This window comes from Rossellomorea sedimentorum, from assembly GCF_046237645.1.
GTDB classification, from domain to species: Bacteria; Bacillota; Bacilli; order Bacillales; family Bacillaceae_B; genus Rossellomorea; species Rossellomorea sedimentorum.
On the sequence record NZ_CP143546.1, the window covers coordinates 1,220,300 to 1,238,884 of the forward strand.

Below are 18,585 nucleotides of genomic sequence, written 5' to 3' on the forward strand. Positions count from 1 at the left end.
AGGAGTATCGTACGTGGAACTCACTTTATTTCAATTGACAGTAATGGGTTTGGCCGTTTTCCGGCTTACTCATCTGATCGTTTACGACAAAATCACTGAATTTCTGAGAGCTCCTTTTTTCGATGAAGTGGAGGAGATGGACGAGGCTGGCAATAGCGAGATTTATTTAGTACCAAAGAAAGGAAAGGTCAAGGGATGGATCGGTGAGCTGCTCAGCTGTCACTGGTGCACGGGAATTTGGTCAGCTGCGGGACTTTATGGGCTTTATATTTTCTTCCCCGTCGCCGCCGAGCCGCTCATTGTCATCATGGCAGCAGCCGGGATTGCGTCCATATTAGAAACATTCATACAAAAGTGGATTTCTTAAATGAGGAGAACAAGCGTTAGAAATACTGCATATAAATATTACAGGTATATTTTGGCTTGTTTGAAAATCAGTATTTGTGCAATCTGAATTTTTCCATCATTTAAGGAGGTTGAGTATGATGATGAAGAAATCTGCATCAAAAGTGAAACCTGCACAACCTGTCAAAAAGAAAAAAGGCTGCGGCTGCGGCAAAAATAGAAAAACAAAATCAACATAATATCTTCTGTAAGTTTTTGTTAATAAAGTTAAGAAGGATTGGCCATCAGTCAACTCATGCAGTTGAAGGAGGAGGGCCGGTCCTTTTTTTATTCATAAAATAAACAACAGTAGTAGAAAATAGATATACGATTGCTGTAAGGCAGAATCATTTTCCATCCATGTTTGATGAAATGGTTTTGCTGTACAGACATATTTTCTGAAAAACAGAGGGGATAATATGAGCAAATATTTGTTGAGATTATTGATGATAATTCTCCTTCTTCCAGGCTGTGCGGTTAATAAGGAAGAAGGGGACGACAGCAGGGGCGCATTGATTAAGGTCACAGACCCTCCGCCTATAGAATTGGTGGAAAATCCGGAAACCGACAGTATCGGACATGCTGTAAAAAAGGAAATAGCAAAGCTTCAAGAACTTTATGATGTCGCAGTCATAGAAGGCAAAAAGGAAATATTGGTTTCCTACAAAGTGAAACATACACACCGTTTTCATATGAAAAAGATTGAAAAAAAGATGAAAAAGAAATTGGAGAAGAAATTTCCTGATGAAGAATTCATCGTATCTAGTGACTATAAAATCTTTTTGGAAACAGTAAGGCTGAAAGAAAAGATTGATGAAAAGCATATATCCAATAAAGAAGCAGAAGAGAGATTTCAAGAAATCATTAAGCTTAAAGAAGAGCTAACCTAGAAAGGAGATAGTCATGGGAAAGAAACAAAAAACTCCGCAGCAGAAACAGTATGAACAGCTTGAACAGAAGCATGAAACGAAAAGACCGGTGCTGATCAACTGTGTTAAAGCTTTTTTTGTAGGGGGTCTCATTTGTTTGATCGGACAGGCGGTAACCTACTTTTATATTTATTTCTTTAATTTTACTGAACAGACTGCGGGTAATCCGACAGTGGCAACTATGGTGTTTTTCTCAATGCTTTTGACAGGGTTTGGGTTATACGACCATCTTGGGCAATTTGCAGGCGCGGGGAGTGCTGTGCCGGTAACGGGGTTTGGAAATGCTGTCATATCTGCTGCCATTGAACATCGGACTGAGGGCCTTGTACTTGGGGTCGGGGGAAATATCTTCAAGCTGGCAGGTTCGGTTATTGTCTTCGGGGTATTTTCTGCCTTTGTAATAGCATTGATCAAAACGCTGCTTATTAAATGGGGGGTTATTTAATGTTAAAGGGAAATCAATCTTGGCAATTTCAGAATCAACCTTCCATTATCTCTACTGGAGTAGTAGGCGGTCCTTTTGAAAAGAAGGGAAGGCTGTCAGAGGATTTCGACCGGTTCTATGATGACCTCTGGATGGGAGAAGAAACTTATGAAAAAGCCAATCGGCTGATGATTGAAGATGCAGTGAAACTGGCCGTTGAAAAAGGTGGACTTCAGGAAGATAAAATACAATTCTTTCTTTCAGGAGATTTAATCAATCAAATCACTCCGTCATCATTTGCCGCAAGAACAAATGCGATTCCCTATCTTGGACTTTTTGGGGCTTGTTCCACTTCAATGGAAGGACTTGCTTTAGCATCCTACTTAGTGGACACCGGAGGGGCCAATTATGTCGTCACAGGGGCTTCAAGCCATAACTCAGCAGTTGAAAAGCAGTTTCGTTATCCAACAGAGTATGGAGGCCAGAAACCGCCTACTGCACAATGGACGGTCACAGGCGCAGGATATTCGGTAGTGGGTAAAAACAGTTCGGAGACTGCCCCCATGCCTCGAGTGACATCCGCTACAGTCGGGAAGGTCATTGATATGGGGCTGACCGATCCATTTAATATGGGAGGGGCCATGGCTCCGGCAGCAGCTGATACGATTACGGCACACTTTAACGATTTGGGGAGAGATCCATCCTACTATGATTTAATCATTACCGGGGACTTAGCTAGAATTGGGCGTAAAACTGCGCAGGAATTGCTTCAACTAAAAGGGATCAGCCTGAAAGAGAGTCAGTTCCAGGATTGCGGGTTGCTTATTTACGGCCAGGACCAGCCTGTGCAGTCAGGTGCAAGCGGGCCCGGATGTTCGGCTACAGTATTATATGGCCATTTGCTTAATCAAATGAAGAAGGGCGTTTATAAGAAAATCTTGATGGTGGCTACCGGAGCGCTTTTGTCCCCATTGACATTCCAGCAGGGCGAAACAATTCCGTGTATAGCCCATGCAGTTTCCATCGAATATATATAATTCTACTGAAAGGAGGGGCAGCCTATGTTGGCTATGTTTTTTTGGGCATTTGTGATAGGTGGAGGGATATGCGTAATTGGCCAGCTGTTATTTGATATCGCCAAATTGACACCTGCTCATACATTGAGTTTGCTGGTCGTGATTGGGGCTGTATTGGCTGGTTTTGGTTTATATGAACCATTGATTGACTTTGCTGGAGCCGGTGCCACCATTCCAATCACTTCATTTGGAAACGCGCTGGTGCAGGGAGCAATGCAGGAAGCGGATCAGCATGGCTTGGTAGGAGTATTGACGGGGATGTTTGAAGTGACCAGCTCTGGTATCTCAGCTGCAATCATATTCGGGTTTATCGGAGCATTGATCTTCAAGCCGAAAGGGTGAGGATTTGTGGCTGAATATTTCGAAGTAGCCCTAAGAAGCCTGTTCATACTCATCGCTTTATTTTGTATTACAAAACTTCTCGGGAAGAAGCAGCTTTCACAGTTATCTTTTTACGAATACATCACCGGTATTACAGTAGGAAGTATCGCCGGAACACTTTCAATGGATCTTGACCTGAAACTGATGGAAGGGTTAATGAGTATACTTCTCTGGTTTTCCGTGCCATTCATTTTTTCATTCATTTCGCTTAAAAGTGTGAAATTCAGACACTTCGTTGAAGGAACTCCGACTGTATTCATTGAAGACGGAAATATCATTGAGGAGGCTCTCAAGCGGGAAAAGATCTCTACTGATGAACTGCTTGAACAACTAAGAAAAAAGAATATTTTCCGGGCATCTGATGTGGAATATGCTTCCCTTGATACGAATGGGGAATTAAGTGTTCTTCCTAAGAAGGAGAAACAGCCTCTCCTGTATGAGGATTTTTTTCAGCATTATGCCAAGGTCATGCCGATTCAGTCGGTGGTCAATGACGGAAAAATCGATGTGGAAGGCCTTAATAAAGCAGGGTTTTCAGAAGAGTGGCTTTTTCAGCAGCTGAAGCAAAGGAAAATCCGCCTTGATAATGTTTTTCTTGCACAGGCTGATTCTTCTGGCAAATTAACGATCGATTTATATGACTGGACTGGAACGAGATGAATCTGCAGCCCAACCATAGGTAATCACCTCTACATATACTAGAGCATCCAAGTGTAAAGAGAGGTGATAGCGATGTATGGATATGGATATGGCTGCGGTTATCCAGGATACCGATACGGTTCGACATTCGTTTTAATTGTCGTTCTGTTTATTCTTTTGATCATCGTAGGTGCAAGCTTCTGTTAATCCGCTGAAAAGCAGGTTCAAAGTGAATCTGCTTTTTTCATATATCCACTCTTCATAAAGGTATCGATTAACCTTTTCGCCTTCCTGAACCATGCACCAAATAGAGGGCGCCTCATACAATATATTAGCTGTAAAGGAGGCGTTTACCCAATGAATAACAATAACTTCTTTAAGAATATTGAGAAGAAAACCGGAGTCAACATGAATGATGTGTTGGAATTGGCGAGTTCACTCCAAAATGCAAATTTCAAAGATGAAAAAACAGTTCGGGGTGTCATTCAGCGTGTTTCTCAGATTGCCAACAAGCCTGTCAATAAAGAGACGGAAGATAAGATTGTCAACTCAATCGTTAACGATGGAAAGCAGCTGGACTTTGGAACCATTTCGCAAATGATTAACAACGGCAAACAATAGTTGGGCTTAACCATTGGGATTACTCCATTAAGAGGAGCGGCCTGATGGTTTATTTTATTTGGCTCTTTCCTAAAACTTTTTTGCTATTTATTGTAAAGCTCAAGAGATATAGCCGAAGTTTACAGAAATCACCCTGGTAATCAAGAAAGAAAAGAGCTAATCACCCTGTACCCGAGGGAAAATCCGGCCCTTTGGATTTTTTTCGATAACAACAATCAATACGAATACAGGCTTATTTTTTTTCAACCGACTCAATCTCATATTTAATAACGTATTTAATAGTAATTAATAAAGAGTGTTTACGTTTTACCGGACGGGGAATTAACAATAAAAAACGAGGTGGATAGTATGGGCTATATTGCACCGGTGCCGCATTATCAATATATGCAGTATGCTGAACGTGAAGCAAACAAGGATTATGATCCTTTCACCTTTATGCCGGTCAATCGGATTCAGCCGCTGGTAAATAAAGATCAGGACCAAAATGATAATGTAGGGAAGGATGATTCAAAAGTCAAAACAGCAAAATACCGCAAGGAAATCTCGAAAGGTGCAGCTGTTTCACCTGAATTTTTAGCGGATATTACAGGAAAAGGGAAGTACATTAACGAATATATATAGGGAAATGGAAAGGATGTATTTCCCATGAAGTTGATAAAACTTAATGAAAACACGTACTACTTTTCTGCTGCTGTCAATATTGGGTACATATTGAAAGACGGCACCGGGCTGCTCATTGATACTGGGATTGATGACACATCAATCAAAAAGGTTTTGAAAGTCCTCGATCAGGAAAATCTGCCTTTGGATTATTGTATAGTCACACACGCACATACAGACCATTTTGGCGGTGCATCATATTTGAAAAAGAAGCGGGGGGTTAAGCTGCTTGCTCCTCAGATGGAGAAAGCCCTCATGGAAAATCCTATACTTGAGCCGGTGTATTTATGGAACGGCGCTTATCCCCTAAAGGAATTAAGAAATAAGTTTCTGGAAGGAAAGCCTGTGGAGATTGACGAAGTAATCCCTGCGGGCGTACAGGACATCGGACCTCTCCATGTGGAAATCCTTGATCTTCCGGGACATTCCATCGGACAAGCAGGGGTTCTATATGATGATGTATTATTTGCTGCGGATGCTTACTTTGGGCAGGAAGCATTAAATAAGCACACTATACCGTTCATTATAGACGCTGAAAAAACCATAGAAACCCTTGAAAAGGTAAAGGAGCTTCCTATAGCGGGAGCCGTTCCAGGCCACGGTGATTTTGAGGAGAATTTAATCGAAACCCTCCAAGCGAATATCCGTGTACACCTGAACTTAATGAAGCAGATTACAGGAATAGTCGAAACTCACTCTGGAATGGTAAGCTTTGATGATTTGCTGAAAAAATTCCTTGATGAAAACAGGATACAGTCCAGTTCACTTGGACAGTTCTTGTTGTATCGCACAAGTTTTACGGCCTATATCACCAAGCTAATAAATGATGGATTTCTAAAAGTGAAGGTTGAAGGTAATAAGATATATATTTCTGTCTAAAAAGGCCGAAGGGTAACAGGTTCTGTTTGGAAGTATAAAATATGAATAACCCGAACCAAAATTTAAAAGGAATTTGATAAACAACCTGAAGAAAAATGCTTGAAGCATATGCTCCAGCATTTTTTATACCAAGATAAACATTGGTTAGCGATTTCCAAGTAAACACTAATTTCCATAAAATAAGCTAACAAAATAAGGGGAGAAATTCCTCTTATTGTGGAATTATCTCGAAAAATAGAGTAAATAGAGGGAAATATTTCCCCTATTTACTCCAAAAGCATGAAAATGGGCAATAATACTGTACCTTAACGGTAAAAACTTCCCTTATATCCCCCGACCTAGCCCTATTCTGCAGGATAAGGGGAAAACCTTCCCTTATTTAATCAATCAGAGGTTATTACAATTCAGGATATGCCTCTCAAAAATCACACTTCCTGCTAGTTAGTATCATTTAGAGCACACCAATAGGAATAACAACCGGCTTGCGATCTTCAGGCTGATAAAAATGTATGACACCATGTTAGAGGTTCAACATTCAGGGCGGATTTAGCGTGAATTTTATTAACCTCTATATACATTAACAAAAAGAAGCAGTCTAATTCAGTTGCGAATAAGACTGCTAATTTGTGTGTAAAATTAGCACTCGACAACAAAACCCGTTAGCCGAAGTGGTTTTCTTTGTTTGGGATTAATTTTTACCTTTTGGCTCTTTTCTATAACTTTTTTCTATTTAATAGGAAGTTCAAGTGATATGGTCATAATTTACAAACATCCCCCTGTTCGATTTGATAAGTCTTTGTACCGGGGGGATTTAGAATTTTGGATTTTTCCGATATCAACAATCTATAGGAATACAGCCTACCTTTGTATACGTTAAGCCTTTACGTCCCCCGAAATGTAACCAGGCACCCGGGGCATTACCGAGAGAATAAACATAAGTCTCCAGCCATTTTTCTATTGCTGCAAGGTTTTAGCCGGTAGGAATTGCCTCTAGTTATTTTCTATTCCCTGATCTGTCAGGTGGCAGTCTTGTAACCTTGAAGCAACAATTCCTCGCCCTCTTGCCACTCACCAAACAGCACTTCCTTTGCAGATGTGAATCCCTTCTTTTTTAATTCACTTAACAACCATTCTTGGTCAACATTAATCATCTTTAAGTTGTCGTAAATAACCTGCCCATCCATTATCACTGAAATGGGGATACTGGCTGAAGATGGTGGGAGATTGATGTCTTGCTTTTGAACAGCTGCAAATTTTGGTTTTTTGATTACACTCAAGCTGCCATCCGTTTCTAAAATGGCATATTCACATTCCCGTACAGAAAAAATATCCTTTGCTCTTAACAGTTGCTGCAACTGATTTAAGTCAAGATGATTCTTTTTAAGTGCATCAAATTGAATTTGTCCTTTTCTGATGATTATGGACGGAGTATTTTCCAGCAGATGTCTGACTCGAAGGGAACGTTGGGTAAGGAATTCCGTGAAATAAATCAACCCGCCCCACAGGGAGATGGCAAAAAGAATCTCTATTACGCCGCCTTTATCATCATATAAGGCATTCCCTACTAATTCCCCTAGAATGATGGCAGAAATGAAATCGAAGGGGGTTATCTGGGAGATCTGCGTCTTACCCAGTACTTTAGTCAATATTAACAATGCGGCAAAGCCCACTATAAGTTCTGATGCGATAGCTAAAAAATCCATAACGGTTCTCCTATATTGAAAGATGAAAGTATAAATCCATTCTCAACAAAGGGACGGAGTTTTATTCATTATTCACAAAAGAATAACAAAAAAACCGCCTGCCGGATCTCCGGGAGGCGGTTAAATTATTTCAATATTTTCTTCATCGATTTATGGGGGATCCCGGCATCAAGGAACTCTTCAGAGGTGACAGAGTAACCAAGACTTTCATAAAAAGGAATAGCATGTGTCTGGGCATTCAGGATCAAGGCAGGAATCTCTTTGTTGCGGGCGTGTTCTTCAATGTAAGTCATGATCTGTTTTCCTGCGCCTTTGCCGCGTGTGCGGGACAGGACGCAGATTCGTTCCACTTTTCCCAGGCCTTCCTTCATTCGAAACCTTCCTGCGCCGACTGGTTCCCCTTCATCATATAAGACGAAATGATCGGATGCATTCTCAAATTCATCTATTTCTTCTTCCATAGGTACGTTTTGTTCACCGACAAATACTTCTTTACGAACTTGCATAGCATCCTGCAGTTCTTGATCGGTCTTGGCCATAATCATTTTCAAAGCATCTTATTCCTTTCCTAAGCGGAATGTTTCATATACTGTCCACGAGCCATTTTCAAGTTGATAAAGCAGATGGAAACGGTCCACAGTTTCTTCATGATCGATCCCTAACATGCGGAGAGATCCAAATACATCAGAGTGTTCATCGTCTGATAGATTCTGGGCAACCGTGATATGCGGAACGAATGCATATTCCGGCTCCTGTCCATTGAATTCAGGGGAATGCATATCATTATGCAGGCCCTCCAGTTCCGGGGTCGGCTCCACTTTAAAGTAGATAACATTATTCACAGGCTGAAAGGAACTGATTTTGTACACTTTCATATTAAATGGATCATACATTTTGGCGATCTCTCTCAGCTTGCCGGCAATATCTTTAATTTCACTGTCATCTGCTGAAAATACATTCTTAAGAGTCAAGTGGGGTGTAATCAAAGCATAATGGGGATCGTACCGCTTCCGGTAAGCGTTGGCCTTATCCTGAAGAGATTTAGATGGAAAAATAACGACACCATAATTCATAAATGTTACCTCCTTGGTTCGTGAAGTTCATTATATTCAAAATAATTAAATATATCAGTTATTATAGCACAAAAAAAGATGAAATTAACTAGAGCGAAAGGTGGTTTTCTTATAGCGCAGGTTTGATAAGAGTCTTGAAGCGTTTTTAAATAGAATCCTTGTGGTTTTTGGCTCATTTTCGCCTTGTGCATAATACCATGGGAGCAAATTCATTTGCTCCCATGGTATTATGCACAAGGCAACTTTTCAGCATAGCTGAAAAGCGTGAGAAACCTGAGGGTTTCTCACGAATGAGCCAAAAACTGAGTTTTCACCATTATTATGCCAAACTTTTAAACGTCCTATGAGAACATATGCTTTAAGGCACGCTTCAGGTCAGGCTGCCAGTACTTCCAAGTATGGTCGCCATCAAACTCATCGTAAAAAGTGTTGAAGTTTTCTTGTTTGAATACTTCATGAAGCTCTCTGTTCGGAGTCAGGAAGTCAGCAGTTTCCCCATTGGTCGTCTTAACCTCAGTCTCCCCTTTACCAATGATATGGTAGATATCAAGGAGATGTGGCTGTGGATTCCTTTTTACTGCCTCAATGACTCTTTCGTTAACAAAAGGTGATTGCAGTATGACCTTTCCAAACATATTTGGATATTTCAAAGCGGTCAACAAAGAAACCGAGGCACCAAGGGAATCTCCTACCAGCGCCCTTCCCATTCCCATGTGGTAGACCGGATATTCTTCATCCAGATATGGGACCAATTCATGGGCCAAGAAGCGAATATAGGCGGCATTTTGATCTCCATCCGGATGATATTTTCTTCTGCGGTCATGAACATCCTCGTAAGGAATGCCGACAATGATCATATTTTCAATTTCCTGATTGCCGATCAATTCATCAGCAACCCGTGGGATCCTGCCCAGTTGGAAGTAGTCCTTTCCATCCTGGCAAATCACTAATGAATACTTATATAAGGGTGAATAGGATGGGGGTAAATACACAAGCATAGTTATTTCTTCATTCAGTTCTTTACTGAAGAGGCTGATTTCATTGATTGTTCCTCTAGAAGCAGACATTCATATACCTCCAATTTTAGATTGTGCTGGGTCAATTTTAGCGTTTCCGCTGATGCGAAAAGCCTTCCAAAACAGATTGTAACACACTTGATTTCCAAAATCCCTGCAACCGCTCACAAGAATAGGATTTAAACAGACAGGTTTTAAGAAAGTCATATTAGAGAATAGTAGAAGAGCTAATAGTTTCACATTGAGTGAATTATCCGTATAATGTGAAAAAAAGCCTTTGCAAACTTAGGAGGGATATAATGTCTAAAATCATACATTCCAAAGATGTTACATATGCTGCCAAGCAGAAATTGGAGGATAGGGGAGTTTCCGTAGAAGATATAGCAGATATCGTTTTTCAAATGCAATATCCTTACCATCCTGAACTTGAGATGGCAGATTGTATAGAAAGTGTTGAGAAGGTCTTGCTTAAAAGAGAAATTCAACATGCGATCCTGGTAGGAATAGAGCTTGATATCCTTGCGGAGAACAAACAGCTGTCTGAACCGCTTCAATCCATTGTGGAGTCAGATGAAGGTCTGTTCGGGGTCGATGAAACCATTGCCCTCGGCGCAGCCCTAGGATATGGAAGTATCGCAGTAACTACATTTGGTCATCTGGACAAAAATAAGATTGGAGTCATTCGTGAACTGGATACTAAAAATGGAAAAGGTGTCCATACATTCCTTGATGATATGGTCGCAAGCATTGCGGCTAATGCTGCGTCAAGGATTGCCCATCGGCTCCGTGATGAAGAAGAACAATTCACTGACGAGGAAATAAAGGCCCATGATGAAGAGGAAATCATAGGATGAACGAAATCCCCCGGAATATGTGTAGCCGGGGGATATTTATTAGGATGAAAGACCCTGTTGATCATTATATTTAGTGGCAGGAAATGCGGCAAAAATATTTTGTTTCCTGAATGTCCGGAAATGCTGTCGTAAATAACAATAAGCATGAATATGTTCGTGTTCCATTTTAGTAATAAGAATGGTTCGTTTGGTGAAATGATCTTCCTCATTTTTATAGATGATCTGAATAGGAGTTTTGTTATGCCAGGCTTTTCTTAAGGTTCTTTCCAAAAGAAGTTCCTCCTTTACAGGATGACCATACTACCATTATGTGCGAACATTCGTTCTTTTATTCGTTTGCTTTTAAAAAAATCCTCTGGAGTATTGACAAGCCGCCAATATCTTTTATAATAGAATATGTAACTGACAAACAATTCATGCCTTGATCTGATAGTTCAGCGGGAGAATACATCCTTGACAGGGATGGGGTCGGGGGTTCGAATCCCTCTCAGATCATACCTGAAAAAGCACTGCTTTATATAAAGCAGTGCTTTTTTGCGCTTAATTTAGTTTAACGTAATAGCTCAAGTAGAGAGAAATCTCTTCTTGAGCTATTACCTTCTGACTTACCTCTGCGTAAGTTTTATAATTTTGTACGAACATCCCAAAGTTCCGGGAAGAACCTGTGATCAAGGACCTTTTTGAGGTAACCGACACCGGAAGAACCTCCTGTGCCTTTCTTATGACCGATGATTCTTTCGACGGTTTTCATATGCCTGAACCGCCATTGCTGCAGCCAGTCTTCAATATCAATGAGTTTTTCAGCCAGTTCGTAAAGGTCCCAATATTGCTCAACATCCTTGTATACGGCAATCCAGGCATCTTCAACAGGTTGATGAAACTCATAGGCAGTGGTAAAATCCCTGTTCAAAATCTCTTCCGGTATAGCTAATCCTGCCTTGGATAATGCCAGGATGGATGCATCATAAATGCTTGGCTTTTTGTAAGCCTGGAGCAGTTCCTGATGAAGGCGGTCATCCTTTTTATAGATTTCCAGAACATGTTTTGTTTTATAGCCAAGCATAAATTCAATCATACGGTATTGATAAGATTGGAAACCGGAAGCCTGTCCAAGCTCTTCCCTGAACTCCATATATTCCGATGGTGTCAACGTGGAAAGAACATCCCATGCCTGAATGATTTGCGATTGTATTTTTGACACCCTTGCCAGCATTTTAAAAGCCGGGGAAAGATCTCCCTTTTGAATAAGGCTGATGCTCGCTTCAAGTTCATGTAGTATCAACTTCATCCACAATTCGCTAACCTGGTGAATGACGATGAAGAGCATCTCGTCATGGTGCCCCGAAAGTCTTTTTTGACTTGAGAGGAGAGAATCCAGTTGTAAATAGTCCCCGTAAGTCATTTTTTCTAAAAAGTCGGTATGTATATCTTTATCGAATATGTCCGGTTGCTTATTTTCCCCCATGTATTTTCCCTCCTGAATTTTAAAACTGTGTCAGCTCATATACAAACTTCGATTCAAATGGTCAAATTCCTCCATTTACCGCAAATTAATTGGACCGCAGCACGAAAACAATGTTCGTTTCTAGAAGAGTATGGAGTCTGACAGGGTGGAGCTTTATAAGTGTTAAATCTCAAGGAGTTAGGAAGGATGGAGACCTGCAGATTTATGCAGATTCCTATTTAAGCTATAATGAAACAAAAGGGGAAAGGAGAATGGCAATATGAATACATATCCGAATACAAAGAATACGATGGAACTTATCAAGCAGCTCGTTTCTATTCCGAGTCCTTCCGGTAACACGAACACAATTATTTCTTTCGTGGAGGACTATCTACAAGAAACAGGCTATGAGATGTACAGAAACAGAAAAGGCGGCCTGATTGTCACCATACCCGGACAGGATGACAGCCGACACCGTATGTTGACTGCACACGTGGATACACTGGGAGCGATGGTTAAAGACATTAAAGCTGATGGGCGCTTGAAGTTGTCCATGATCGGCGGCTTTCGCTGGAATGCTGTAGAAGGTGAGTATTGTACAATTGAAACTTCTTCTGGAAAAACCTTTACGGGAACGATTCTCATGCACCAGACATCTGTCCATGTGTACAAAAATGCTGGAGAAGCCAAGCGTGATGATACGAATATCGAGGTCCGTATCGATGCCCGGGTTACAAATCCAGGGGAAGTAAGGGAGCTTGGAATTGAAGTGGGAGATTTTGTATCTTTTGACCCCCGTGCAGAAATCACCGAAAGCGGCTACATTAAATCCAGGCATTTGGACGACAAGGCAAGTGTAGGGATGCTGCTGCAATTGATCAAAAAGGTGAAAGAAGACGGAATTACACTGCCGTATACAACTCATTTTCTTATTTCCAATAATGAGGAGATCGGATACGGAGGTAACTCGAACATTACCCCTGAGACCGTAGAATACCTGGCGGTGGATATGGGAGCACTGGGAGACGGGCAATCCTCGGATGAGTATACTGTTTCTATCTGTGCCAAAGATTCAAGCGGTCCTTACCACTTTGGGTTAAGAAAGCATTTGGTGAGCCTTGCTAAAGAGAATGGAATCGACTACAAGGTGGATATCTATCCTTATTATGGTTCTGACGCTTCTGCAGCCATCCGTGCAGGTCATGATATCGTTCATGGACTCGTCGGTGCCGGAATCGATGCTTCACATGCATACGAAAGAACACATGAAACTTCCCTGTATAACACTGAAAAACTTCTATTCCATTACGTACAGTCACAAATGGTGGAGTAGAAGGCTTATATGAAAAGCAGCCAATCGTTTACGGTTGGCTTTTTTTGTGTTGATTACCGGGAATGGGTGTAGATAGGGGTGTTTGATGATGAGCGCGGGGCATCATTATGAGGTGTTAAAGGGAATGGTGTACCGCGTGGTCATTGCGCGGAGTGTCATTGAGGGAGGTAGGAGGAAATGAAGTACCGCGTGGCCGTTGCACGGTGTGTCATTGTGAGGGGAGGCAGGAAATGAAGTACCGCGCGGTCGTGGCGCGGTGTGTCATTGTGAGAGGAAGACGGAAATGAAGTACCGCGCGGTCAGGGCGCGGTGTGTCATTGTGAGAGGAGGGAGGAAATGAAGTACTGCGTGGCCGTTGCGCGGTGTGTCATTGTGGGAGGCGGCAGGAAATGAAGTACCGCGTGGCTGTTGCGCGGTGTGTCATTGTGAGGGGAGGCAGGAAATGAAGTACCGCGCGGTCAGGGCGAGGATATTAACAGCAAAGAATTGTGTACACCGCTCGCAATGTAATGGTAATAAATAGGGTTAAAATTTCCATTACAAACTCACCAGATGGTAATATGATGCAATTCGCTATTTTTCGACTTTTTTTGTTTATTGGATGGCAGGAAGGATATATATCTACTGTAAGCTTCTTAAAGCTAAATACTACACTTTTAAAGGAGAGTGTTTAGAATGGCAAACAACCAAAACAATAATAATAACAACAACAGTAGCGGTAAGATGTCAAGAGAAGAAGCAGGACGTTTGGGCGGTGAAGCGACAAGCCGCAACCACGATAAGGAATTCTATCAGGATATCGGTGAAAAAGGCGGCGAAGCCACAAGCCGAAATCATGACAAGGAATTCTATCAGGAGATTGGTGAAAAAGGCGGAGAAACCACAAGCCAGAATCACGATAAGGAATTCTATCAGGATATCGGAGAAAAAGGCGGCGAGGCCACAAGCCAAAACCATGACAAGGAATTCTATCAGGAGATTGGTGAAAAAGGCGGCGAAGCGACAAGCCGAAACCACGACAAGGAATTCTATCAGGAGATTGGTGAAAAAGGCGGAAACCGCAGCGGAAACAATAATTCCTAATAAAATGATGCGGTCTTCACAGTATGTAAAGAAATCTCTGCCTCCATGGCAGAGATTTTCTTTATCTCATTTAAATTGTTCAATTATCAGGAAAAAGCTTGAATTAATCAGCTTAAAGTAGGAAGATGGAAAGAAATAGGAGCGGTATAATGAGGTGAAGGCATGAATACTCAGTTTTCAATAGGCAGTTTACCCAAGGGAATAAATAATTGCATTACCGATGTAAAAGGTGTAAAGGTTGGACATGTCACTCTATCCGAAGACAAGGAAAATGGCGAAAAAGTGCAAACAGGTGTAACGGCTGTACTTCCGCATGATGGGAATCTATTCCGGCATAAAGTGCGCAGTGCAAGCTATATTATCAACGGTTTCGGTAAAACCACTGGCCTTGTCCAAATTAATGAATTGGGGCTCTTAGAATCTCCAATCATGCTTACGAATACTTTTTCCGTGGGAAATGTTTGGCAGGGAACGCTGAACTATATGATGGAACTGACTCCGGAAATAGGTGAGACTACAGGTTCCCTTAACATTGTGGTTGGTGAATGCAATGACAGCTTTCTGAACTCAGTGAGACTGCAGGCTGTGCAATCCTCTCATGCAGAGGAAGCAATCAAAGCTGCAAGCAGCGCTCCTTCCCCAAATGGTGCTGTAGGAGCAGGGGCAGGCACTCTGTGTCTTGGATTCAAAGGCGGTATAGGTACATCATCAAGGCTCATTGAAGCCGAGGGAAAAACCTTTACAGTCGCCAGTTTAGTGCAATCCAACTTTGGAAGAAGGGAAGAAAACAAATTCCTTGATCAACCCTTGGGACCGACTGGGGAGAAGCTGCCTGATGGATCCATCATGATCATTCTTGCAGTGGATATCCCGATGTCTGACAGGCAGCTGAAAAGGTTGGCGAAGAGGGCAAGTATCGGTCTTTCCAGATCAGGAAGCCATATCCATCATGGAAGCGGGGATATCGTTATCGCTTTCAGTACGGAGAATAGAGTGGAACATGAACAGGAGGAGCTTTTTGAGACAGTGAGGACAATCAGGGAAGACCACGCTGTCATGAATCTTATCTTTCAGGGTGTGGCCGAGGCGGTGGAAGAAGCGATATTATCGTCGGTTTATTTTGCTGAAGAAACTAAAGGGAGAAAAGGCAGGATTGCGCCTTCATTTAGGGAGACTCTTTTCTAAAACGTTGTTGCTATTTACTATGAAGGTCATGAGCTATAATGATAATCCACCGAAATTATCCTGGTAAATAAGAAAGAAAAGAGCTAATCACCTTGTTCAGTTAGTTAAGCCTTTGTACCCGAGGGAAAAATCCGGACTTTTGGATTTTTTCGATAGCAACAATTTATACGAATACAGCCTTTAGGGAACAGTACTAAGGCTGAAAGTGCCATTAGGAAAGAGTACTCTTTTTCTTCTCAATTTGGCAGTGGTAATATACAATAGAAGGTAATTGATTTCAACATATTGTGAGGTAATCGGAAATGAATACATATGAATTACTATCGAGTTTAAAGGTAAAGACCGTTTACGGTAATCTTCCTTCAAATATCTCTAAACTGCACGTTGATTCCCGTAAGGTCAAGAAAGGCGACGTTTTTATCTGTACAAAAGGTTTTACAGTAGATGGTCACGACTATGCCCATGCTGCTGTCGAAAATGGGGCACAATTGATCCTGGCGGAAAAACAGCTTGACATCGACTTGGAGAAAGCAGCGCTGGTGGTAGTAAAAGATACCTTTAAAGCGATGGCCCTGCTTGTCAATAAATATTATGATTATCCATCTCTAAAAATGAATGTGATCGGCGTAACGGGAACTAACGGGAAAACAACCGTAACAAACCTGATTCATTCCATCCTTCGAAAAGATGGCCAGCGTTCCGCACTTTCAGGGACAATTGGATTCGACCTTGACGGAGAGATGTTCCCAAGTGAGAATACTACCTGTGATGTAATGACAAATCAGGAAATGATTCAAAAAGCGATAGACAGGGATATAGAGAATATGGTCCTGGAAGTTTCCTCTCACGGTCTTTCCCTTGGCCGTCTATGGGGAGTGGACTTTGATGTTGTCACGTTCACCAATCTGAGTCATGATCATCTTGACTATCATCAAACGATGGAACATTACGGTTACGCCAAAGGCCTGTTGTTCTCTCAATTAGGGCAAAACCTAACCAAGCCCAAATACGCTGTTCTGAATAGTGATGATGAATGGTATGAAAGGTACTCCAAGATGACAGCGCACGAAGTGATAAGTTATGGGTTGGAGTCCTTTGCAGATTTCAAGGCAGAAGACATTCAATATTACAATGACCATACTACTTTTACCCTCCATTCACCTGAAGGTACTTTCCAAGTAGAGTCCAAGCTGTTAGGAAAGTTCAATGTCTATAATATTCTGGCAGCCATGGGAACATTGTTTGCTAAAGGAATGTCAGTGGAAAAGCTGGTTGAGATCATCAGGGAACTTTCTCCTGTAAGCGGACGCATGGAAAAAGTTCAATCCGATGCACCTTTATCCATGTATATTGACTATGCCCATACACCAGATGCCATTGAGAATGCGATTCAATCAGTCCTGCCATTCAAGGAGAATAAGATTATCTTCCTTGTTGGAACCGGCGGAAACAGGGATAAATCCAAGCGGCCGGCAATGGCTGAAAAGGCATCAATTGCTGATTATGTTATTTTGACAACGGATGATCCCCGTTATGAAAGTTATGATAGTATTGTCAATGATCTTGGAAAGGGAATGAGACACGAGAATTTTGCGTTGATTGGTGACCGTGAAGAGGCGGTTAAACATGCAGTCGATGTAAGTGAACCGGGGGATATCATTATATTTGCCGGTAAAGGCCATGAAGATTACCAGATCATAGAAAATACCAAGTATCCACACAGCGACAAGGAGATTGCCATCCAGCGCTGCAAAGAAAAGTACGGAAACTGATAAACGAAGCCGGAGGAAACATTTCCTCCGGCTTCTCTTAGTTTTGTGAATGTATTAGAGAAGAATCGTTTCGGTGCTGCATCTCATCAATATGCGACAATTCTTCCATGAGATCCTGAATGGACAACAGTTCATACAGCAGAATGGTTTCTGTGGAGAAGAAATGATGATGGTCTGTTTCCTTGACCACTCTTAATTCGTCTTTTACATGCCAGAATTCCTCCAGGAGTTCTTTATACTTCTTGTAGTGATCCTCTGAAATAACGTGCTTGGGATCCTGAATGATTTCTACGAGTGACTGCACTGCCGTAATGATCTTATTTTGTTTCTCTTCTCCCCACCGTATATCATGCTGAGGAAGAACCATTAGATTCCCTATATGATAATGAATTTGTCTTAGAATACTCAGTTTCTTACTTTCATAATGAAATTCTTTCATCTCTTTCCGGCTGTGACGGTGATATTTCCATTCCTTCCGCTGATATCGGCAAAGTTTTTCGATAGTATCCATCGACTTGTTGACTTCCTGAAAAAGAAAGCGGGTTCTTGCTTCAGCTTTTTTATCCAACACCAATTCGATGATTCTTGTTTCAAGCAGATTACCTGTTCTCACAAAGAGATTATGAATCATAGTGGTGATTCTCGGCGAATAATTGGGCGGCAGTACGAAAATATTGACCAGGGTGGAGATCACAAGTCCGATACTGGTGGAGCCTAAACGTGACACAAAGGAAATGAAATAGTGGTCATTGGTGGTTGGTATCATTGCCACGGCGGTTAACGTAGCAACCAGCATGCCGTCTTCCAGGTGCAGCTTATGGCAAATGACAATTGTAAATAGCGTAGCAAGCGTATAAGTGACGGGGGTATCCCCAAACAAGAAAGTGAAAAGTATCGCCAGTGCTGCGCCTATAGCAGATGCAGGGAAGCGGACAAGGCCTTTCCTGATTGAATCAGCTGCGGTCGGTTCAATTGTCACAATAGCGGTAATAACGGCAAAAGCTACAGGCAGATTCAGCCAATAACAAATCAAGGCCGTCAAAAAAACGGCAATTGCCGTTTTTATCACTCTGCCGCCGATAAGTTTGAACTTTTTCGTCTTTTTCATAAAAATTTCTCCTTTTGCTCC

The 18,585-nt window shown here is 41.7% G+C and carries 22 protein-coding genes and 1 tRNA gene; 16 read left to right on the forward strand and 7 right to left on the reverse strand.

Annotated features, from left to right (window positions below):
• The first annotated feature begins 13 nt into the window (after positions 1 to 13).
• From V1502_RS05980 to V1502_RS06025, 10 genes are all read left to right on the forward strand, one after another.
• The gene (locus V1502_RS05980) at positions 14 to 367 is read left to right on the forward strand and encodes a DUF1360 domain-containing protein (RefSeq protein ID WP_409253456.1); all 354 of its coding nucleotides are present in this window, start codon (positions 14 to 16) and stop codon (positions 365 to 367) included.
• Positions 368 to 803: 436 nt separating this feature from the next.
• Positions 804 to 1,274 (forward strand): sporulation protein, encoded by a 471-nt coding sequence (locus V1502_RS05985; protein WP_409253457.1) that lies wholly within the window; start codon positions 804 to 806, stop codon positions 1,272 to 1,274.
• A 13-nt stretch (positions 1,275 to 1,287) separates the two neighbouring features.
• Positions 1,288 to 1,758, forward strand: a complete 471-nt coding sequence (spoVAC, locus tag V1502_RS05990; RefSeq protein WP_409253458.1) for a stage V sporulation protein AC — start codon at positions 1,288 to 1,290, stop codon at positions 1,756 to 1,758.
• Positions 1,758 to 2,774 (forward strand): stage V sporulation protein AD, encoded by a 1,017-nt coding sequence (spoVAD, locus tag V1502_RS05995; protein WP_409253459.1) that lies wholly within the window; start codon positions 1,758 to 1,760, stop codon positions 2,772 to 2,774. The genes spoVAC and spoVAD overlap by 1 nt, the downstream gene beginning before the upstream one ends.
• 24 nt (positions 2,775 to 2,798) lie before the next feature.
• Positions 2,799 to 3,155, forward strand: a complete 357-nt coding sequence (gene spoVAE / locus V1502_RS06000; RefSeq protein WP_409253460.1) for a stage V sporulation protein AE — start codon at positions 2,799 to 2,801, stop codon at positions 3,153 to 3,155.
• 6 nt (positions 3,156 to 3,161) lie between these two features.
• The gene (locus tag V1502_RS06005) at positions 3,162 to 3,854 is read left to right on the forward strand and encodes a DUF421 domain-containing protein (RefSeq protein ID WP_409253461.1); all 693 of its coding nucleotides are present in this window, start codon (positions 3,162 to 3,164) and stop codon (positions 3,852 to 3,854) included.
• 72 nt (positions 3,855 to 3,926) lie between these two features.
• Complete coding sequence (locus V1502_RS06010; RefSeq protein ID WP_409253462.1) at positions 3,927 to 4,040, forward strand: YjcZ family sporulation protein; 114 nt, start codon at positions 3,927 to 3,929, stop codon at positions 4,038 to 4,040.
• A gap of 150 nt (positions 4,041 to 4,190) precedes the next feature.
• Positions 4,191 to 4,454 (forward strand): stage VI sporulation protein F, encoded by a 264-nt coding sequence (locus V1502_RS06015; RefSeq protein WP_409253463.1) that lies wholly within the window; start codon positions 4,191 to 4,193, stop codon positions 4,452 to 4,454.
• A gap of 348 nt (positions 4,455 to 4,802) precedes the next feature.
• Complete coding sequence (locus tag V1502_RS06020; protein ID WP_409253464.1) at positions 4,803 to 5,075, forward strand: hypothetical protein; 273 nt, start codon at positions 4,803 to 4,805, stop codon at positions 5,073 to 5,075.
• Between the two features lie 24 nt (positions 5,076 to 5,099).
• The gene (locus V1502_RS06025) at positions 5,100 to 5,993 is read left to right on the forward strand and encodes an MBL fold metallo-hydrolase (RefSeq protein WP_409253465.1); all 894 of its coding nucleotides are present in this window, start codon (positions 5,100 to 5,102) and stop codon (positions 5,991 to 5,993) included.
• A 1,016-nt stretch (positions 5,994 to 7,009) separates the two neighbouring features.
• Here V1502_RS06025 and V1502_RS06030 read toward each other — a convergent pair.
• The 4 genes from V1502_RS06030 to V1502_RS06045 form a co-directional block, all read right to left on the reverse strand.
• On the reverse strand, positions 7,010 to 7,696 hold the full coding sequence (locus tag V1502_RS06030; protein ID WP_409253466.1) for a DUF421 domain-containing protein: 687 nt from the start codon (positions 7,694 to 7,696) through the stop codon (positions 7,010 to 7,012).
• 125 nt (positions 7,697 to 7,821) lie between these two features.
• Positions 7,822 to 8,241 (reverse strand): GNAT family N-acetyltransferase, encoded by a 420-nt coding sequence (locus V1502_RS06035; protein WP_409254293.1) that lies wholly within the window; start codon positions 8,239 to 8,241, stop codon positions 7,822 to 7,824.
• Between the two features lie 12 nt (positions 8,242 to 8,253).
• Complete coding sequence (locus V1502_RS06040; RefSeq protein ID WP_409253467.1) at positions 8,254 to 8,769, reverse strand: YjcG family protein; 516 nt, start codon at positions 8,767 to 8,769, stop codon at positions 8,254 to 8,256.
• Positions 8,770 to 9,110: 341 nt separating this feature from the next.
• Positions 9,111 to 9,836 (reverse strand): alpha/beta hydrolase, encoded by a 726-nt coding sequence (locus tag V1502_RS06045; protein ID WP_409253468.1) that lies wholly within the window; start codon positions 9,834 to 9,836, stop codon positions 9,111 to 9,113.
• Positions 9,837 to 10,084: 248 nt separating this feature from the next.
• On the opposite strand from V1502_RS06045, the gene V1502_RS06050 reads away from it, so the two are divergent.
• A complete protein-coding gene (locus V1502_RS06050) occupies positions 10,085 to 10,639 on the forward strand; it encodes a phosphatidylglycerophosphatase A (protein ID WP_409253469.1) in 555 nt (184 codons plus the stop codon).
• 39 nt (positions 10,640 to 10,678) lie between these two features.
• On the opposite strand, the gene V1502_RS06055 is transcribed toward V1502_RS06050, so the two are convergent.
• Positions 10,679 to 10,909: a hypothetical protein gene (locus V1502_RS06055; protein ID WP_409253470.1), complete on the reverse strand. Its 231-nt coding sequence runs from the start codon at positions 10,907 to 10,909 to the stop codon at positions 10,679 to 10,681.
• A gap of 153 nt (positions 10,910 to 11,062) precedes the next feature.
• On the opposite strand from V1502_RS06055, the gene V1502_RS06060 reads away from it, so the two are divergent.
• Positions 11,063 to 11,134: transfer RNA gene (locus tag V1502_RS06060), tRNA-Val, on the forward strand.
• Between the two features lie 127 nt (positions 11,135 to 11,261).
• Here V1502_RS06060 and kynA read toward each other — a convergent pair.
• Positions 11,262 to 12,104 (reverse strand): tryptophan 2,3-dioxygenase, encoded by an 843-nt coding sequence (kynA, locus tag V1502_RS06065; protein ID WP_409253471.1) that lies wholly within the window; start codon positions 12,102 to 12,104, stop codon positions 11,262 to 11,264.
• A 259-nt stretch (positions 12,105 to 12,363) separates the two neighbouring features.
• On the opposite strand from kynA, the gene V1502_RS06070 reads away from it, so the two are divergent.
• The 4 genes from V1502_RS06070 to V1502_RS06085 all read left to right on the forward strand — a co-directional run bounded on the left by V1502_RS06070 (position 12,364) and on the right by V1502_RS06085 (position 17,456).
• Entirely contained in the window at positions 12,364 to 13,416 is a 1,053-nt protein-coding gene (locus V1502_RS06070; protein WP_409253472.1) for a M42 family metallopeptidase, read from the forward strand.
• Between the two features lie 675 nt (positions 13,417 to 14,091).
• The gene (gsiB, locus tag V1502_RS06075; protein WP_409253473.1) at positions 14,092 to 14,499 is read left to right on the forward strand and encodes a glucose starvation-inducible protein GsiB; all 408 of its coding nucleotides are present in this window, start codon (positions 14,092 to 14,094) and stop codon (positions 14,497 to 14,499) included.
• A gap of 162 nt (positions 14,500 to 14,661) precedes the next feature.
• A complete protein-coding gene (locus tag V1502_RS06080; protein ID WP_409253474.1) occupies positions 14,662 to 15,684 on the forward strand; it encodes a P1 family peptidase in 1,023 nt (340 codons plus the stop codon).
• 302 nt (positions 15,685 to 15,986) lie between these two features.
• Positions 15,987 to 17,456 (forward strand): UDP-N-acetylmuramoyl-L-alanyl-D-glutamate--2,6-diaminopimelate ligase, encoded by a 1,470-nt coding sequence (locus tag V1502_RS06085; protein WP_409253475.1) that lies wholly within the window; start codon positions 15,987 to 15,989, stop codon positions 17,454 to 17,456.
• A 37-nt stretch (positions 17,457 to 17,493) separates the two neighbouring features.
• Here the strand turns inward: V1502_RS06085 and V1502_RS06090 are convergent, their stop codons facing one another.
• Complete coding sequence (locus tag V1502_RS06090) at positions 17,494 to 18,564, reverse strand: FUSC family protein (protein WP_409253476.1); 1,071 nt, start codon at positions 18,562 to 18,564, stop codon at positions 17,494 to 17,496.
• Positions 18,565 to 18,585 lie beyond the last annotated feature (21 nt).

What these genes read in the sequence shown, in the direction of transcription:
- V1502_RS06030 (WP_409253466.1), bottom strand. Translation starts at nt 7,696, where the DNA reads ATGGATTTTTTAGCTATCGCATCAGAACTTATAGTGGGCTTTGCCGCA.
- V1502_RS06085 (WP_409253475.1), top strand. Translation starts at nt 15,987, where the DNA reads ATGAATACATATGAATTACTATCGAGTTTAAAGGTAAAGACCGTTTAC.
- V1502_RS06040 (WP_409253467.1), bottom strand. Translation starts at nt 8,769, where the DNA reads ATGAATTATGGTGTCGTTATTTTTCCATCTAAATCTCTTCAGGATAAG.
- V1502_RS06070 (WP_409253472.1), top strand. Translation starts at nt 12,364, where the DNA reads ATGAATACATATCCGAATACAAAGAATACGATGGAACTTATCAAGCAG.
- V1502_RS06090 (WP_409253476.1), bottom strand. Translation starts at nt 18,564, where the DNA reads ATGAAAAAGACGAAAAAGTTCAAACTTATCGGCGGCAGAGTGATAAAA.
- spoVAC (WP_409253458.1), top strand. Translation starts at nt 1,288, where the DNA reads ATGGGAAAGAAACAAAAAACTCCGCAGCAGAAACAGTATGAACAGCTT.
- V1502_RS06025 (WP_409253465.1), top strand. Translation starts at nt 5,100, where the DNA reads ATGAAGTTGATAAAACTTAATGAAAACACGTACTACTTTTCTGCTGCT.
- spoVAE (WP_409253460.1), top strand. Translation starts at nt 2,799, where the DNA reads ATGTTGGCTATGTTTTTTTGGGCATTTGTGATAGGTGGAGGGATATGC.
- V1502_RS06080 (WP_409253474.1), top strand. Translation starts at nt 14,662, where the DNA reads ATGAATACTCAGTTTTCAATAGGCAGTTTACCCAAGGGAATAAATAAT.
- V1502_RS05985 (WP_409253457.1), top strand. Translation starts at nt 804, where the DNA reads ATGAGCAAATATTTGTTGAGATTATTGATGATAATTCTCCTTCTTCCA.
- V1502_RS06035 (WP_409254293.1), bottom strand. Translation starts at nt 8,241, where the DNA reads ATGATTATGGCCAAGACCGATCAAGAACTGCAGGATGCTATGCAAGTT.
- spoVAD (WP_409253459.1), top strand. Translation starts at nt 1,758, where the DNA reads ATGTTAAAGGGAAATCAATCTTGGCAATTTCAGAATCAACCTTCCATT.
- V1502_RS06015 (WP_409253463.1), top strand. Translation starts at nt 4,191, where the DNA reads ATGAATAACAATAACTTCTTTAAGAATATTGAGAAGAAAACCGGAGTC.
- gsiB (WP_409253473.1), top strand. Translation starts at nt 14,092, where the DNA reads ATGGCAAACAACCAAAACAATAATAATAACAACAACAGTAGCGGTAAG.
- V1502_RS06050 (WP_409253469.1), top strand. Translation starts at nt 10,085, where the DNA reads ATGTCTAAAATCATACATTCCAAAGATGTTACATATGCTGCCAAGCAG.
- V1502_RS06020 (WP_409253464.1), top strand. Translation starts at nt 4,803, where the DNA reads ATGGGCTATATTGCACCGGTGCCGCATTATCAATATATGCAGTATGCT.
- V1502_RS06045 (WP_409253468.1), bottom strand. Translation starts at nt 9,836, where the DNA reads ATGTCTGCTTCTAGAGGAACAATCAATGAAATCAGCCTCTTCAGTAAA.
- V1502_RS06010 (WP_409253462.1), top strand. Translation starts at nt 3,927, where the DNA reads ATGTATGGATATGGATATGGCTGCGGTTATCCAGGATACCGATACGGT.
- kynA (WP_409253471.1), bottom strand. Translation starts at nt 12,104, where the DNA reads ATGGGGGAAAATAAGCAACCGGACATATTCGATAAAGATATACATACC.